15 protein-coding genes and 1 pseudogene are annotated in these 16,151 nt (G+C 72.0%); 4 read left to right on the top strand and 12 right to left on the bottom strand.

From position 1 onward, the window contains the following. Positions 1–41: 41 nt before the first annotated feature. The 6 genes from FB559_RS00230 to FB559_RS00255 all read right to left on the bottom strand — a co-directional run bounded on the left by FB559_RS00230 (position 42) and on the right by FB559_RS00255 (position 5,649). Positions 42–536 carry an ADP-ribosylglycohydrolase family protein gene (locus tag FB559_RS00230; RefSeq protein WP_141951990.1) on the bottom strand — a complete coding sequence of 165 codons (495 nt, stop codon included), beginning with the start codon at positions 534–536 and terminating at the stop codon, positions 42–44. A 93-nt stretch (positions 537–629) separates the two neighbouring features. Beyond that, positions 630–1,736, bottom strand: a complete 1,107-nt coding sequence (gene bar / locus FB559_RS00235; protein ID WP_141951992.1) for a barbiturase — start codon at positions 1,734–1,736, stop codon at positions 630–632. Between the two features lie 4 nt (positions 1,737–1,740). Further along, positions 1,741–2,688, bottom strand: coding sequence for a carbamate kinase (locus FB559_RS00240; RefSeq protein ID WP_246121270.1), 948 nt, complete (start codon positions 2,686–2,688; stop codon positions 1,741–1,743). Positions 2,689–2,778: 90 nt separating this feature from the next. Next, positions 2,779–3,861 (bottom strand): CU044_5270 family protein, encoded by a 1,083-nt coding sequence (locus tag FB559_RS00245; protein WP_141951994.1) that lies wholly within the window; start codon positions 3,859–3,861, stop codon positions 2,779–2,781. Further along, positions 3,858–4,415 carry an RNA polymerase sigma factor gene (locus FB559_RS00250; RefSeq protein WP_141951996.1) on the bottom strand — a complete coding sequence of 186 codons (558 nt, stop codon included), beginning with the start codon at positions 4,413–4,415 and terminating at the stop codon, positions 3,858–3,860. Before FB559_RS00250 ends, FB559_RS00245 begins: the two co-directional genes overlap by 4 nt. A gap of 61 nt (positions 4,416–4,476) precedes the next feature. Continuing rightward, positions 4,477–5,649 (bottom strand): pyridoxal phosphate-dependent aminotransferase, encoded by a 1,173-nt coding sequence (locus FB559_RS00255; RefSeq protein ID WP_425455041.1) that lies wholly within the window; start codon positions 5,647–5,649, stop codon positions 4,477–4,479. Positions 5,650–5,727: 78 nt separating this feature from the next. On the opposite strand from FB559_RS00255, the gene FB559_RS00260 reads away from it, so the two are divergent. Beyond that, positions 5,728–6,522: a carbon-nitrogen hydrolase family protein gene (locus FB559_RS00260; protein ID WP_141951998.1), complete on the top strand. Its 795-nt coding sequence runs from the start codon at positions 5,728–5,730 to the stop codon at positions 6,520–6,522. Positions 6,523–6,524: 2 nt separating this feature from the next. Here FB559_RS00260 and FB559_RS00265 read toward each other — a convergent pair whose 3' ends face one another. Then, positions 6,525–7,853, bottom strand: coding sequence for an APC family permease (locus tag FB559_RS00265; protein WP_141952000.1), 1,329 nt, complete (start codon positions 7,851–7,853; stop codon positions 6,525–6,527). A 33-nt stretch (positions 7,854–7,886) separates the two neighbouring features. Further along, positions 7,887–9,061: pseudogene (locus FB559_RS46525) on the bottom strand (CaiB/BaiF CoA transferase family protein). Positions 9,062–9,261: 200 nt separating this feature from the next. Between FB559_RS46525 and FB559_RS00275 the strand changes: the two are divergent. Both FB559_RS00275 and FB559_RS00280 read left to right on the top strand, forming a co-directional pair. Then, a complete protein-coding gene (locus FB559_RS00275; RefSeq protein WP_141952002.1) occupies positions 9,262–9,828 on the top strand; it encodes a uridine kinase family protein in 567 nt (188 codons plus the stop codon). 56 nt (positions 9,829–9,884) lie between these two features. Next, positions 9,885–10,196, top strand: a complete 312-nt coding sequence (locus FB559_RS00280; RefSeq protein ID WP_141952005.1) for a hypothetical protein — start codon at positions 9,885–9,887, stop codon at positions 10,194–10,196. Between the two features lie 12 nt (positions 10,197–10,208). On the opposite strand, the gene FB559_RS00285 is transcribed toward FB559_RS00280, so the two are convergent. The 4 genes from FB559_RS00285 to FB559_RS00300 all read right to left on the bottom strand — a co-directional run bounded on the left by FB559_RS00285 (position 10,209) and on the right by FB559_RS00300 (position 15,641). Beyond that, complete coding sequence (locus FB559_RS00285) at positions 10,209–11,015, bottom strand: phosphotransferase (protein ID WP_141952007.1); 807 nt, start codon at positions 11,013–11,015, stop codon at positions 10,209–10,211. A 16-nt stretch (positions 11,016–11,031) separates the two neighbouring features. Next, the gene (locus tag FB559_RS00290) at positions 11,032–12,852 is read right to left on the bottom strand and encodes a hydantoinase B/oxoprolinase family protein (RefSeq protein WP_141952009.1); all 1,821 of its coding nucleotides are present in this window, start codon (positions 12,850–12,852) and stop codon (positions 11,032–11,034) included. An 87-nt stretch (positions 12,853–12,939) separates the two neighbouring features. Further along, positions 12,940–14,952, bottom strand: coding sequence for a hydantoinase/oxoprolinase family protein (locus tag FB559_RS00295; protein ID WP_141952011.1), 2,013 nt, complete (start codon positions 14,950–14,952; stop codon positions 12,940–12,942). Positions 14,953–15,026: 74 nt separating this feature from the next. Then, positions 15,027–15,641: a DsbA family oxidoreductase gene (locus FB559_RS00300; protein ID WP_141952013.1), complete on the bottom strand. Its 615-nt coding sequence runs from the start codon at positions 15,639–15,641 to the stop codon at positions 15,027–15,029. A gap of 111 nt (positions 15,642–15,752) precedes the next feature. Here FB559_RS00300 and FB559_RS00305 point away from each other — a divergent pair, with 111 nt between their 5' ends. Next, positions 15,753–16,127, top strand: a complete 375-nt coding sequence (locus FB559_RS00305) for an FKBP-type peptidyl-prolyl cis-trans isomerase (protein WP_141952016.1) — start codon at positions 15,753–15,755, stop codon at positions 16,125–16,127. Positions 16,128–16,151 lie beyond the last annotated feature (24 nt).

Consider the following 16,151-nt stretch of genomic DNA (forward strand, 5'->3'; position numbering starts at 1 on the left):
GGCACGCGGACGGCTCCACGGCCGCCGGGTGCCGGACACGGTCAGGCGTCCCAGGCGGTTCCGAGTGCCAGCAGGCGGTCGCGGTACTCGATGTCACGCACCCACTCACGCGGCCAGGCGTCCGCGCCGTGGTGCGCGCCGGCGAAGGCCCCGGCCAGAGCGGCGATGGAGTCGGAGTCACCCGAGGAGTACGCCGCCCGCCGGACCACCGCCCGCGGGTCCTCGGGCAGCAGCAGGAAGCAGTAGAGGCCGGTGGCGAACGCCTCCTCGGCGATCCAGCCCTCGCCGGTGGCAAGGCAGGGGTCGATCTCCGGGTCCGGAGCTGCCAAGGCCGCCTCGATCCGGTCCAGCACGGCCAGGCACTCGTCCCAGCCGCGGGCGGTGAACGAGGCCCGGTCGGGGTCCCGCGCGCGCTCGGCCAGATCTCCCAGCCATTCGGCGCGGTAGACGGAGCGGTTCTGGCGGGCGTACGCGCGCAGTGCGGGCAGCAGGTCGGCGAGCGCGATGCCCTGGGCCCCTGTCGCCGCCTTACCCACGCCGTGATGCCTCCCGGCCGAAGTCGACGGATCCTGTCGAAGACCCGAAGTCGATCACGCGAAGGGTAGACCCCGCCTGAGCGTTCGTCGCCGTTAGCCGAGGTCGGCGATGGCGGCGACCGGGCCGCCGCCCGAGGGGCCCTGGTGGACGGCGGCGACCGAGACGAACGCGGCGGGGTCGCCGGTGACCGACGCCGTGACGCCGCCGACGCAGGCCTTGATCTGGCGGTGCCAGTGCACGTCGGAGTCGTCCAGCATGATGTTGCGCCGTCCGCGTACCGAGCCGGTCGGGTCCGCCTCGCACTTGAGGAACACGTTGACGAGGCGGTCGCCCAGGTCGCTGTGGTGCGGGCGTTCGGGCAGGTCGAGGCCGCTCGAGCGGATCGCCTCCCAGATGCCGTCCGCGTCCAGGGCGTCCTTCATGACGCTGTGGCCGATGCGGTAGCGCCCGCCGATGCCGGCCACGTTGCCGACGACGACGATCTGGGCGCGGTCCAGTTCGACACCCGACGAGCACGAGGCGACCGAGGAGTACAGCGACAGGTCCTTGTGGATCTGCGCCGCCGACGGCATCTCGATCTCCCCGAGCGCCACGGCGATGCCGAGTGCCGTCGTGGAGTTGGAGATGTCCATCGACTTGAGGGTGTCCTCGGTGAAGACGTCGTGACCGCGGCGCTTGGCGTCGTTGATCGTGTCCAGGGTGAGCAGCGGCGTCTTGGTCTGCACGTAGTGGACGTCGGCGGGATCCTGGATGCCGGCGGCCTTCATCGCGTCGCGTACCCCGGCGGCGACCTTCTCGACCATCGGCGGACGGCCGATGTCCTCGGGCAGGATCACCTCGCTCATCGCGACGCCGACGGACACGCGGGGCTCGCCGCTCACCGGCGCGCCGGCCGGGTCGCAGGTCGCGAAGATCGTGGCGTGCGGGCTGAGCACGCCGTCCGTGCCGCCGGACCACACGAGCGGCACCTGGGCGGCCTCCTCCGGCGTACGGCTGCCCTTGGCGACCAGAACCTCGCGGAACGCGCGGTCGGCGAGGATGCGGGTGTAGTCGTTGACGCCGCCGTTGCCCTCGGTCTTGCCGACCACCGCGAGGACGCGGTCCGCCTCGATCACGCCGTCGTCGATCAGCCGGGCCAGCCCCGAGGCGTCCGTGACGCTCTCGATGGCGACCTTGCGTACCTCAATCGGGTCCGGCATGTCCTCACCCTTCTATGACTGTTCCGGCCTTGCCGTCCACGGCGTCGCCGATGAGCTCCAGCGACGTGATCGCCGCACGTTTTCCGCCCGCCGAGACGAACCGCACGATCGCCTCGACCTTGGGTCCCATGCTGCCGCCGGCGAAGTGTCCCGCGGCGGCGTACTCCCGCAGCCGGGCCACGGTCGTACGGCCGATGGGCTTCTCGTCCGGAGTGCCGTACCCGGCCATGGCGTACTCGACGTTCGTGGCGATGACGAGGGTGTCCGCGCCCACGTGCCGGGCCAGCAGCTGGGCGGCGAGGTCCTTGTCGATGACCGCCTCGACGCCGTGGTACCCGCCGTCCGCGCGCACCACCGGCACGCCGCCGCCACCGGCCGCCACGACGACGAACCCCGCCGCGAGCAGCGCGTCCACGGCGGGCGCGTCGAGGATCTCCAGGGGCTCCGGTGAGGCCACGACCCGGCGCCAGCCCTTGGCACCGAACGACCGCCAGCTCTGGCCGAGCGCGCCGAACCGCTCGGCGTCGCGTGCGGAGAAGTAGCGGCCCACGGGCTTGACCGGGTCGGTGAAGCCGGGGTCGGCGGCGTCCACCAGGGTGCGGGTCACGACCACCGCCACCTGCCGGTCGACGTCACGCGCGGCCAGGGCTCCCCGCAGGGCGTTGAGCACGAGGAACCCGATCGTGGCCTGGGTCTGCGCCCCGCACCAGTCGAGCGGCACCGGCGGCACCACGCGCGCCGCGAGCTGGTTCTTGATCAGCAGATTGCCGACCTGCGGGCCGTTGCCGTGGGTCAGTACGACCTGCGCGCCGCTCGCGACCAGGTCCGCGACCGGCTCGACGGCGACCTCGACGGCACGCCGCTGGGCGTCCGGCGTGGCGCTGCCGTCCGGCCCGGTCATCGCGTTGCCCCCGAGGGCGATGACGACGCGCTCGCGATTCGCCGTGGTCACGAGGGTGAACCTAGCCTTTCCGTAGGCCGCTGCTCTTGGGCAGAGTATGCCCAAGAGCAGCGGCCTCCCTTGGCGGAATCAGAGCATGATTCAGGGCCGGTCGCCCAGCCGCCCGGCCCAGCCCATCGACCGGTAGGCCTCGGAGAGCCGGGGATACCGCGCGCCCATGGCCCACGACTCGTGGGCGAGGAGCGCTCCGGACCGCTGGTCGACGATCAGCCGGGACTCACCGTCGGAGTCGGGCAGGGCCAGTGCCGTTCCCGCCCGGCCCAGGCGGTCCTTGGCGGCGCCGGCGTTCTTGATGCCCGGCAGGCCGGCGAGCACCCGGTAGAGCGCGGCCTTGGTGCCCGGGGTGATCGGCCCGGCGAGGAGGTCCGCCGCGGTCTCCCAGACGTAGAGCGTGAAGCCGTCCGCGCCGGCGTGGTCGGCGCGGAACCGCCGGTTGAGATCGGCTTCGAGCCGTGGCGCGCTCGTCGGCAGCTTCCGCAGGGCGGCCATGGTGACCTGCCTGCCGCCGATCGTGAAGCGGAGCGGAATGCCGTAGTCGTTCACCGAGCGCTTCTGTGGCGTGAGGAGCTCGGGCGAGCCGGCCGCCTTCCACTTCGCCTCGTCCGCCTTGGTGGGAAAGGTGGTCTGGGAGCCGATGCCGGTGATGGTCCGGCTGCGATCGCTCCCGTCGCGGGCGATCCACGACTCCTGGCCGGTGGAGACGAAACCCCCGTACGGCAGCTTGGTGACGGCCGGCGGGCGAATACGCCCGGTCTTCGTCCTCTGCGGCCTTCCGAGGAGCTGGTCGACGTAGGACGAGGTGCGCTCGTCGGTGTACCAGTAGCGGCCCGAGGTCGCCGGCGCCTTGGCCGCGGACACGGCGCTGGCCAGCAGGACGGTACGCGCGTCCAGCCGCCTGGGCGCCGCCGTGGGGCGGCGGACGTGGTGGTCCTCTCCGCCGGAGCCGGTCACGACGACGACGGCGGCCGCGGTGGCCACGGACGCGGCGGCGGCTCCGGCGATCAGAAGCCGGGGGGCGATCCGCCGTTTCGCCGGTATCGCCCGCGGCGTCGCGAAGGCGGCGGCGAGATCGGTCTCGCGGCGGGCGGCGTGCGCCTCGGCGCCGAGGTGGTCGAGGGCGGCGGGCCGCAGCGCGACGAACGCCGATTCATGTGTGCTCTTCATGACTTCTCCAAGGATCCGCTGGTCCGTCCGGCGGCGAGTGAGGCGGCGGGGATACGGGACGGCGCGCCGTCGAAGGCCCTGGCCAGCCGGCGGCGGGCCCGGTGCAGCCGGACGAAGAACGCCGCGGCCGAGCAGCCGACCACCGTGGCGGCCTCACGGGGGCTCAGGCCGTGCCACATGACGAGCGCGAGCACCTCGAGGTCACGCTCGGAGAGGGAGGCGATGGCGGCCAGGGCACTGTCGCGTGCGATGACGTGGTCGGCCACGTCCCACGCCGCCAGGTCCTCCGGTGTGGTCAGCGCGGCGACCCGGTCGGCCAGCGCCCGCCGCCGGTTGCCGCTGTCACGCTGCTGGCGCATGAGGTTGCGGGCCACGCCGAGCAGCCACGGCAACGGCGTGTCCGGCACGTCGTCCAGCCGCCGCCACGCGATCAGGAAGGTCTCACTGGCCACGTCGTCGGCGGTGTCCCGCCCGGCATGGGCCAGCGCGTACGCGAAGACCCGCCGGTGGTGCTCGTCGTAAAGCTCGGTGAACCGTTTCTCTGGATCGTCCACGAAATCTCGTCCTCAGGGGTCGATGACCTTTCGTGGAGTACTCACGTAAAGCGGCCCGCGTTTACACCGAGATCCGGCCCAGTCGCATCCGCGCGTCGTCGATGACCTCGTCGCGCTTGCAGAAGGCGAACCGGACGTACGGGTCGCCGGCGTCGGAGTCGTAGAAGACCTGGGCGGGGATGGCGACGATGCCCGCGCGTTCGTGCAGTACGCGGCAGAAGTCCTGCCCGTCCACGAAACCGAGCGGACGGACGTCGGCCTGGACGAAGTAGGTGCCCTGGGACCGCAGCGCGGTCAGGCCGGCCGCCTCGATGCCCTCGGTCAGCCGGTCGCGCTTGGACTGCAGCGAGGTCCGCAGCGCCTCGACCCAGTCCAGCTCGCCGCCCAGCGCGTACGCGACGGCGCGCTGGTAGGGGGCGCTCGCGGTGAAGGTGAGGAACTGCTTCACGGTCTGGGCCGCGCGGACGAACTCCGGCGGCGCGGTGATCCAGCCGGTCTTCCAGCCGGTGACCGAGAACGTCTTGCCCGCCGAGGAGATCGCCACCGTACGCTCGCGCATGCCGGGCAGCGTGGCGATCGGCACGTGCTCGGCGTCGTCGAAGGTCAGGTACTCATACACCTCGTCGGTGACCGCGACCAGGTCGTGCCGCCGGCAGAGGTCCGCGACGATCTCGAGCTCGTCGCGGGAGAAGACCGTGCCGGTCGGGTTGTGCGGGGAGTTGAGCAGGATCAGCCGGGTGCGCGGGGTGACGGCGGCGCGGAGCTCGGCCGGGTCGAAGGTGAACCGGTCGCCCGAGGGCCGCAGCGTGACCGGGCGGCGCACGGCGCCGGCCAGGGCGATGCACGCCGCGTACGAGTCGTAGTACGGCTCGAAGACGATGACCTCGTCGCCGGTGTCGGCGAGGGCGAGGAGCGTCGCGGCGATGGCCTCGGTGGCGCCGACCGTGACGAGCACCTCGCCGTCGGGGTCGTAGGTCAGGCCGTAGCGTTCGGCGCGCTGGGCGGCGACCGCCTCGCGCAGCTCCGGCAGGCCGGGGCCGGGCGGATACTGGTTGGCGCCGCCGCGGATCGCCTCGACGGCCGCCTCGAGCAGCTTGGCGGGGCCGTCCGTGTCGGGGAACCCCTGGCCGAGGTTGACCGCGCCGGTGCGGTTCGCCAGCGCCGTCATCTCGGCGAACACGGTGGTGCCGAAGCCCTGCATCCGCGCGACCAGCGGATCGATGTTGACCGTCACGCGGCTCAGGGTAACAACGCGGACAGGAGCGGCCTCGGGCCTGTGCCACAGTGGAAGCCGGCGGCGGAGGAGTACGCGATGCGAGTGGCCCTGTGTCAGATCATGGTCGGCGACGACCCCAAGGAGAACCTGGAGCGGGCCCGCGAGGCCCTGGCCGAGGCCGCGGGCGCGGACCTGGCGATCCTCCCCGAGGCGGCGCTGGTGCGGTTCGGCGGCGACCTCGCCGCCGTCGCCGAGCCCCTGGACGGGCCATGGGTGACGGGCCTGGCCGAGGCGGCGCGCGAACACGGCATCGCGGTGATCGCGGGCGTGTTCGAGCCGGCCGACGCCGGCCGGGTCTTCAACACGGCCGTGGCGATCGACGCGTCCGGCGAGCTCGTCGGCTCGTACCGGAAGATCCACCTGTTCGACGCCTTCCACGACCGGGAGTCGGAGTTCGTCGACTCAGGCGACGCGCCGGTGGTGGTCGAGCTGTGCGGCGTACGGATCGGGCTGATCACCTGCTACGACATCCGGTTCCCCGAACTCGCGCGCGCCCTGGTCGACGCGGGCGCGGAGATGTTCGCGGTGATCGCCGCCTGGGCGCAGGGCCCGTTCAAGGAGGAGCACTGGGTCACGATGGTGCGCGCCCGCGCGATCGAGAACACCATCTGGGTGGCCGCGACGGGCAAGGCCCCGGACCGTACGGCACCGCCGAGGGGACGACCGGGCGGCGTGGGCCGGAGCATGCTCGTGGACCCGATGGGCGTGGTCCAGGCCGACCTGGGCCCCTCGCCGTCCGTACGGGTGATGGAGATGGACCTGAGCACCACCGAACAGGTACGCAAGGTCCTTCCGTCGCTCTCCCACCGCCGTCCTGACCTGCTGGGCTGAGATCACGTGCCTGCCGGGCCGCGGCGGCCGGCCACGGCGTAGACGACCGCGCCGGCCGCGAGCCACACCGCCGCGATGATCTTTGCCAGGGTGGTCGCCGAGACCATGATCCAGATCGAGACGGCCGCGCCCACCGCCGGGATCACCAGGTGGGGTATCCACAGGCGGCTGCCGTGCCGGATGACGAAGTAGCCGACCACCGAGACGTGGAGCAGGGTGAATGCCGCCAGTGCGCCCATGTTCACGATCGAGACGAGCACGTCCAGGCCGTCGGAGCGGCGTGCCGCCCACACCGAGACGACCATGCTGATCGCGGCCGTCGTCAGCAGGGCCGCACGTGGCACCTGGGACCTGGCGTCCACCGAGGCCAGGGCCTTGGGCAGGCCGCGGTCGCGCGCCATGCCGTACAGCAGGCGTGAGGCGGCGGCCACGGCCGCCATCGCGGTGAACGCCGGGCCGATGCCCTTCACGACCGCGAACGTCTTCTGCATCCACGGTCCGATCGCGATCTTCGTCATGGTGTAGAACGCGGTGCCCTGGTCGGCGGGCACCTGGGCGAGGTGCTGCGGGCTGACCGGCATGAGCAGCCCGGCCAGGTAGGTCTGCACGACGAAGAGCAGCCCCGCCACGGCCAGGCAGAACAGCACGGCCCGCCCGACCTGGCGCTCGTCGCCGGTGTTCTCCTCGGCGAAGGAGGCGATCGCGTCGAAGCCGAGGAAGGACAGCACCGCGACCGAGACGGCGCCCATCACCGCGGCCGTGGTGGTGCCGCCCACGCCGAGGACGGGCGAGGTCCACGGGCGGGCCGGGCCGTGCGCGATGAGCACGACGATCGCGGCGACCACGAACACGGCCAGCAGCACGATCTCCACCACGAGGACGACGAACCCGACCCGCGCGGCGAGGTGCACGCCGACGAGGTTCAGGACCGTCGTCGAGACGAACGCGATCGCGGTGAACACCCAGGCGGGCACCGAGGGCACCAGCGAGTGCAGCGCGATCCCGCAGAACAGGTAGCCCACCGCCGGGATCAGCAGGTAGTCCAGCATCGCCAGCCAGCCGGCCGCGAAGCCGGCGGGCCGTCCGATGCCGATGCTCGCGTAGGCGTAGACCGACCCGGCGTGCGGCACCTGCCGTGACATCTGCGCGTACGATAGGGCGGTGAAGGCCATCGCGAAGGTCGCCACGACGTAGACGAGCGCGACCGAACCGAGACTCTTGGCGTCGAGGACGCCGAAGACGCCCACCGGGGCCAGCGGCCCGATGAACAACAGCCCGTAGACGATCAGGTCGCCCGACGACAGACTGCGGCGAAGGACCTGCGGCTCCATCGACGTCCCCCCGGAATCAGTGCGCCCCGCAGGTCAGGAATCTACCTCGTCGAGCCAGGTCAGGACGCTGCGGGTGTGCTGGCCGAGCTCGGGAGGCGCGACGTGCTCCTGGGGCTCGCCGTCGTCGAAGCGCAGGGGCGGGCCGGGGAGTTCGATGCGGCCGAGCACCGGGTGCTCGACGCCGACGACGAGTCCCTGGGACCGCGTCTGGTCCCACTCGTAGACCTCGTCGATCGACCGGATCGCACCGGCCGGGACTCCGGCCTCGGCGAGCCGGGCCAGCCAGTGCTCGCGCGTGCCGTGCCCGAACGCCTTCTCGATCAGCACGGCCAGCTCGCCGCGGTTGCGTGAGCGGTCGGGCCCGGTCGCGAACCGCTCGTCGTCGGGGTCGATGTCCGCCACCGGCGCGAACCTGCGCCACAGGCCCTGGTTGGCCACCCCGACCTGGAGCAGGCCGTCGGCGCACCGGTAGCTGCCGTACGGCGCGATCGAGGGATGGTCGTTGCCGATCGCCTCGGGCACCTCGCCCGCGACCGTCCAACGGGTGGCCTGGTAGGCGTGCGCCCCGACCACGGAGGCCAGCAGCGAGGTCCTGATCACCCGGCCGCGCCCGGTGCGCGTGCGTTCGTACAGTGCGGCGACGATGCCGTACGCGCCGTTCATCCCGGCGAGGATGTCGCAGATGGACATGCCCATCTTGGTCGGCTGGTCCGGCGCGGGCCCGGTGACGCTCATGATGCCGGCCTCGCCCTGCACGATCGCGTCGTAGCCGGGACGTCCGCCCTCCGGTCCGTCGTGCCCGACCCGGTGATCGACAGGATGATCAGTGCCGGGTTGATCTCCTGCATCGTCTCGAAGGAGAAGCCGAGCCGGTCGAGGACCCCGGTGCGGAAGTTCTCGGCCAGGACGTCGGCGTGGCGGATCAGGCGGGTGAGCGTCGCCTTCCCCTCATCGGACTTCAGGTCGAGGGTGATCGACTCCTTGTTGCGGTTGCAGGACAGGAAGTAGGTGCTGATGCCGGGGTCCACGCCCTCCTCGCCCGGTGCGGTGGCGAACGGAGGTCCCCACTGCCGGGTCTCGTCGCCGGTGCCCGGCTGTTCGACCTTGATCACCCGTGCGCCGAGGTCGGCGAGCATCATGGTCGCGTGCGGCCCGGACAGGACGCGGGTGAGGTCGAGCACGACGATGTCCTCGAGTGGACCGTTCATCAGCCGATTCCTCCAAGATCAGGTGAAGCGCCTCACGGCAGTATGACCGTTGGGGGACGGCCGGTCCCATGAGCTGCGTCACCTCCGCGTCATGGCCGGGACGGACCCGCTCCGCAGACCGTGACCGAGGCGCGCACGTGCGGGGCGCGGGCGCCGGGGCGGAGGATCTTCGTTGCCGTGGCCCCGGCAGGATGGAGGGCATGTCGACACCCGTCACCCACGTCCGCTCCCGGGCCTACGCGACGCTGGCCGGCCGGCTGCGCGAGCTGGAGCCCTCGTGCGGGGCGGTGCGGGTCGTCGCGGTGGACGGGCCGAGTGCGGCGGGCAAGTCGACGTTCAGTGCCGTGCTCTCCGCCGCTCTGGACGGCGCGCCGGTCGTGCACTCCGATGACTTCCCGGTGCCCTGGGACGGGGATCCCCTCGCCTGGTGGCCGCCGCTCACGGCGCTGGTGCTCGAACCGCTGCGCGCCGGCCGTACGGGACGTTTCCGCAGGTACGACTGGCGGCTCGGGGAGTACGCCGAGGAGACCGAGATCCCGGTCGCGCCCGTGGTCGTCATCGAGGGCGTGGGCGCGGCACGCGCGGAGGCGCCGGTGGCGTTCCGCGCCTGGGTCGAGGCGCCGCACGACGTACGCCGGAGGCGTGCGGCCGAACGCGGGGACGATCTGGCCGCCTGGGATCACTGGTCCGGGACCGAGGCGAAACTGTTCGCCGCCGACCGTACGCGAGAACGCGCCGACCTGGTCATCGAGGGAAATCCCCGATAACCCGTCTGACCTATCCCGTAATAATGGCTCACATGCGAAAAGCGTGGAGATGGGTATTGCGGTCGGAAACGACCCTGGGTCTCCTTCTGCTCGTCGTCGCCCTGGCCGGAGCGGGGGTCGTCGTCAACTGGATGTCGTCGGCCGGGCACGGCTGCACGGCGCATGACACGGCGGGGATCTGCGACGAGGGCCTCAAGGAGGTCGTGTTCCCGATCAGCGTCTTCGGCACCCTGATCTTCTGCGCCGTGTCCCTCATCGGCGTCAAGTGGTCCGCGCCGGCCTGGATGCGCCGCTGGGCGCTCATCGGGCTGGCCGGAGAGCTCGTGTGCCTCGCGGCCGGAGCCGCCCTCGCCTCCACCGCGCCCTGACCGGATCCGTGGTCAGAGCGCCCGGCCGAGACCGTCCCCGACCTCCTGAAGCCAGCGCAGCTCGCGGGCGAGGAACTCCAGGGACGCGGCCGCCTCGGCGGGCCCGACCGGCGCGTACGCGACCCGCGCGGCTTCGGCGAGCCGGCACCGCCGCAGCGCCGGCAGGATCGCCTTCCGGTCGGCGAGACCGTACGCGTCGAGGAAGATCCGGAGCCGCGCCGGCAGGTCCGGCACCGGATCGAAGCCCGACTCCCGCAGCCGTACGGGCGGAGCCAGCGGTACGAAGGCCCAGGCGGCCGAGGCCAGCTCGACCAGCGGCTCGACCGGTCCGGCGGCGTCCCAGTCGATGAAGGCGACCGGGACACCGTCACGGTAGACGGTGTTCCATGGGCCCAGGTCGCCGTGGGAGACGACCTGGGCGGGTCCCGGTGGATGGGGGTCGAAGCGGTAGCCGGCCTCCCGCGGCACGAACCCCCGGGAGACGTCGTGCAGCCGCCGGATGAGCCGCGCCGCGCCGGCCAGCGCCTCTTCCGTACGGGCATGGTCCGGCAGGCGCGCGCCGCGCCCCGGCTCCCAGGCCGGGTCGGCGGCCACCGCGCCCTCCAGGTAGGTGAGCACCTCGCGGTCGCCCTCGACGCCCAGCAGGCGCGGCGCGCCGTCGAACCCGGCCGACTCCAGATATCTCAGGTATTCGTGCACCGACGCCGACCACGACCCCTGGGGGCGCAGCACGCGTCCGCCACGCCGCACGACGCCGCGGGTCATCCGCCCGGCCGGCAGCAGGAGGTCCTCGCCACGACGTGATCTGTCGGTGCTCACCGTTCCAGTATCGGGATCAGCGCTCCTCGGCCAGGTCGTCCACGTCCGCGCGGGTCCGGCCGTCGGCCAGGGTCGCGTAACCCGGGCCGCGGTCGAAGAAGGAGACCGGGCCACGGCCGGCGCGCATCCGGGCGCGGAGCCCGGCGGTCGCCTCCGTGTCGGCCTCCGTCTCCCCCGGCCGGAGGAGGACCCCGTAGTCGTCCCGCGCGCCCTCCGCCGACACCTTGCCGTCCCGTACGTCGGCGGCGACCTTGTCCGGCGGCCGGTTCAGCGGGTCGCCCCAGCCGCCGCCGCCCGTCGTACGGATCCGGATCACCTCGCCCGCCCGTACCGGATGGTCGTCGACCAGGCCCTCCATCGCGCGGCCCTCGATCTCGACCCGGAACGGCTGTCCGGCACGCCCGCCGTTCACACCCCAGCAGGACAGGATCGAACGGTCGGCGATGGACATGTAGTGCGCGTCCCGCAGCATCCGGATGTGCTTGTCGTAGCCGAGCCCGCCGCGGAACTCCCCCGGCCCGCCGGAGTCCACCGCGAGCCCGAGGCGTTCGACGAGGAACGGCCAGCGCGCCTCGGCGAACTCCACCGGGATGTTGCGCGAGTCGGGCACCACGTGGATGGTGTCCTCGCCGTCGGCGTAGTAGCGCCCGCCCGACCCGCCGCCGAGCACCTCGCGCATCAGGTACGGCTCGGGCTCGGACCCGTACACGCCGGTGTAGCGGATGGTCTCCTGGTCGGCGGGCATCCGGCCGCCGGTGGCCTTGGCCAGCACCCCGGCGAGGACGCCGAGGAGCCGCAGGATCACGAACGTACGTGCGTTGGTCGGCGCCGGGAAGATCGGGGTGAGCAGGGTGCCCTTCTCGGGGAAGCGCATCTCGATGAGCGGTACGACGCCCTCGTTGACGTCCAGCTCGGCCATCCGCTCGGGCGTGTCGGCGAGGTTGCGCAGCACCGGCGCCAGCCACTTCTTCAGGAACACGCCGTCGGCGTAGTCGCCCGCGTGGTTGATCGGACCCTTGGCCTGCGGAGACGTCCCCGTGAAGTCGATGATGATCTTGTCGGCGGTCTTCGTGAGGGTGATCCGCTGGGCGTGCAGGCGCGGCGGGTCGACGCCGTCGTGCTCGGCGTAGTCCTCCCAGACATGGGTGCCGTCGGGGATCTTGGCGAGGATCTCGCGCCGGAACGTCTCTGTGGTCTTGTCGATGATCGCGTCGAAGCACGCCTCGACCGCGTCGCGGCCGTACCTGGCGAACAGTTCGCCGAGGCGGCGCGCGCCCATGAGACACGCCGAGCACTCCGCGTCGAGGTCGCCGGCGAGCGAGTCCGGCATCCGCGAGTTGCGGGTCATGATCCGCAGTGCGGCGTCGTTCGGCACGCCCTGGTCCCACAGCTTGATCGGCGGGACCATCAGCCCTTCCTCGAAGGCGCTGCGCGCGTGCGAGGGCATCGATCCGGGCACCGCGCCGCCGATGTCGTCGTGGTGCCCGAACGCCTGCACGAAGGCGACGACCTCGTCGCCATCGAAGACCGGCACCGTCACGCACAGGTCCGGCAGGTGCCCGATGCCGCCCTCGGACAGGTAGACGTCGTTGTGGAAGAAGACGTCGCCCGGCCGCATCGTGTCGAGGGGGAAGTCCCGCACGATCGGCTGGACCAGCGCGGAGTAGGACCGGCCGGTCAGCTTGCGCATCCTGCGGTCGTGGATGCCGGCGCGGAAGTCGTGCGCGTCGCGGATCATCGGTGAGCGCGCCGTACGCGCGATGGCCGTCTCGACCTCCTTCTCGACGGAGGCGAGGGTCCCTTCGACGATCTCCACCAGGATCGGGTCGGTGCTCATGCGGTCACTCACCCTCCTCACTCGCTACGCGGGCGCCCTCGTACCTCGGCCACCCACTCCACTCGCTCGTCGGGATTCGCTCCCAGCTCATGCCGTCACCACCAGGTTGCCGTGGCCGTCGACGCGGGCGCTGAAGCCCGGGTGGAGCGGCAGTGTGGACCCGAACTCCTCGATCACGGCCGGACCGGCGAGGACGTCCCCGGGTTGGAGCCGTTCGCGCGCGTAGATGGGGACCTCGGCCCAGTCGTCGTAGAAGACACGCCGGGTGCCGGTACGGGCACGGCCCGGATCGCCGTCGCCGGGCGGCCGCGCCGCCTGCCGCGGGCGTCCGATCGGGCCGACGCCGGAGACGCGCAGGTTGACCCACTCGACGTGGTCGTCGCGGTGGCAGTAGCCGTACAGGCGCTCGTGCTCGTCGTGGAACCGGCCGGCGACCTCGCCGGTGTCGACGTCGCCCACCGGGACGCGTACCTCGAACGCCTGCCCGTAGTAGCGCAGGTCCGCGGAGCGCAGGTAGCGGTGGTCCTTGAAGCCCTGCCGGTCGAGCGCGGCGCCGGCCTGGCCCTCCAGCTCCGCGTACACCTCCGCGAGTGTCGCCGCGTCCGGGTCGCGCGTGACGTGGGTCCGCACGTACTCGCTGCGTACGTCCACGGTGAGCAGGCCGAACGCGGACAGGTTCCCCGGGTCGCGGGGAACGAGCACGGACGGCAGGCCGAGGATGTCGATCAACCGGCAGACGAGCAGCGGACCGGAGCCGCCGAAGGCCACCATCGGGAAGTCGCGCACGTCGAGCCCGCGCTTGACGGTGATCTGCCGGATGGCGTTGGCCTGGTTCCAGGCGCTGATCTCCAGGATGCCGGTGGCGCACGCCTCGGGGTCGAGGCGCAGGCGTGCGGCCAGCTCGACCAGGCCGCCGCTCGCCGCGCCGACGTCCAGCGGGATCTCGCCGCCCAGCAGGTGCGGGGGGATGCGTCCCAGGTGGACGTGGGCGTCGGTGACGGTCACGTCCGCCGCGCCGCGGCCGTAGCAGAGCGGCCCGGGATCGGCGCCGGCCGACCGCGGCCCGACCTTGAGCGTGCCCTCCGGTGAGATCCACGCGATGGAGCCGCCGCCGGCGCCGACCGTGACGATGTCGATCATCGGGATCTTGGAGGGGTAGCGGCCGACCGTTCCCTCGGTGGTGAGGGTCGGCTCCCCGTCGAGCACCACCGCCACGTCGGTCGAGGTCCCCCCGCCGTCGAGCGTGATCACGTCACGGTAGGGATGGCTCCCGTCCTCCGCGTCCTGGGCCACGGAGCGGGCGACGAACGCGGCGCCGAGGGCGCCGGCGGCCGGGCCGGACAGGACGGTCGTGATCGGCTGGTTCACCACCTCGCCGGCGGACAGTACCCCGCCGTTGCTCGTCATGACGTACAGCGGGACGTCGCCGAGCCGGTCGGCGATCCGCGCGATGTACCGGCCGACGGCGGGCTTGACGGCCGCGTCGACGAGCGTCGTGACCGACCGCTCGTACTCCCGGTACTCCCGCAGCACCTCGTGCGACAGCGACACCACGGCGCCGGGATGCTCACGGCGCAGCACCTCGCGCATGGCCAGTTCGTGCGACGGGTCCGCGTACGAGTGCAGGAGGCACACGCCGACCGTGTCCACGCCGTGCTCGCGGAACCAGCGTGCCGCGCGGGTCGCGGACTCCTCGTCGAAGGGGCGTATCTCGGCGCCGGTGTGGTCGAGCCGTCCGCCGACGGTACGCACGCGGTGCGCGGGGACGATCCGCGGCGGCTTCACCCAGAAGTAGGAGTTGCCATAACCGTCCGGGACGCTCTGCCGGGCGATTTCGAGCAGCGACTCGAAACCCTCTGTGGTGATGAAGCCGAGATCGCCGACCCGGCCTTCGAGCAGCCGGTTGGTGGCCACCGTCGTGCCGTGGCACACCGCGGCGATGTCGGCGGCGCCCAGACGGGCGATGCCCGCCATGAAGCCCTCCGCCGGATCACCCGGCGTCGACGGCGTCTTGGTCGTGACGATCTCGCCGCTGTCCTCGTCCACCGCCACGACGTCGGTGAACGTCCCACCAGTGTCAATACCGATCCGGATCGCCATGAGTCAGTGTCTACCCGGCCCGTGCGCACCGGCGAATCGTCGACTCCTGCCAACGACCTCGCGGTTTTTCGTGACTACGCCTGCGCGGCCACCTCACGCAGGGCGCTCTCGAACACCTCCGCCGGCTGCGCGCCGGAGACCGCCCACGTGTCCTCGAAGACGACGAACGGGACGCCGGTCACGCCCATCGCCCGTGCGCGCTCGACCTGCCCGGCCACGGCCTCCTCACCGCCGCCCGCCGCGAGCAGCTCCGCCACCCCGTCAAGGCCGGCCTCCGCGGCCAGCTCGGCGAGGGTCCCGTGGTCGTTCAGGTCGCGGCCCTCGGCGTGGTGCGCGCGGAACAGGCGTCCCACGACGGCGTCCTGGACGCCCGCCTCGCCCGCCAGCGCGATGACCCGGTGGGCGTCACGCGTGTTGGCGATGATCGCCTTCTCGGGCTCGTACGGGAGGTTCTCGGCCTCCATCAGACCGCGCATCCGCTCGTGCATCTGGGCGACCTTGGCCGGCCCGCCGAACCGCTCGGCGAGGTAGTCATCGGTCAGCCCGCCGCCCCGCGTGCCGGGATCGAGCTGGAACGCCCGCCAGGTCACCACGGGGTCCGCGTCGAACGCCTCGACGGCGGTACGGAACCTGGCGCTCGTGAGGTAGCACCACGGGCACACGACATCAGAGAAGATCTCGACATTCACGACTAGGGCAACCCGGACCTCGGCGGCGGCATTCCGCGCCGCCGGGTGATGATCACCGCGGAATCGCTACGCTGGACAGCTCATACGTCGTCCAGAACCGAAAGACATCCCATGGCGCTTGAGCGACCCGAGATCGATTTTCCCGAGGGCAACCCGCCCGCCCAGCTGGAGATCACCGACATCACCGTCGGTGACGGCACCGAGGCGAAGCCCGGTCACACCGTCAGCGTCCACTACGTCGGTGTGTCCCACTCCACCGGCGAGGAGTTCGACGCCTCGTGGAACCGCGGCGAGCCGTTCGACTTCCCGCTCGGCGGTGGCCGCGTCATCCAGGGCTGGGACCAGGGTGTGGCCGGCATGAAGGTCGGCGGACGCCGCAAGCTGGTCATCCCGCCCCACCTCGGTTACGGCGACCGCGGCGCCGGGCGTGCGATCAAGCCCGGCGAGACGCTGATCTTCGTGGTGGACCTGATCTCCGTCAACTGACGGCCGGCCCGCACGGGTCCTACG

The sequence above is a fragment of the Actinoallomurus bryophytorum genome (assembly GCF_006716425.1).
In the GTDB taxonomy this organism is placed as follows: domain Bacteria; phylum Actinomycetota; class Actinomycetes; order Streptosporangiales; family Streptosporangiaceae; genus Actinoallomurus; species Actinoallomurus bryophytorum.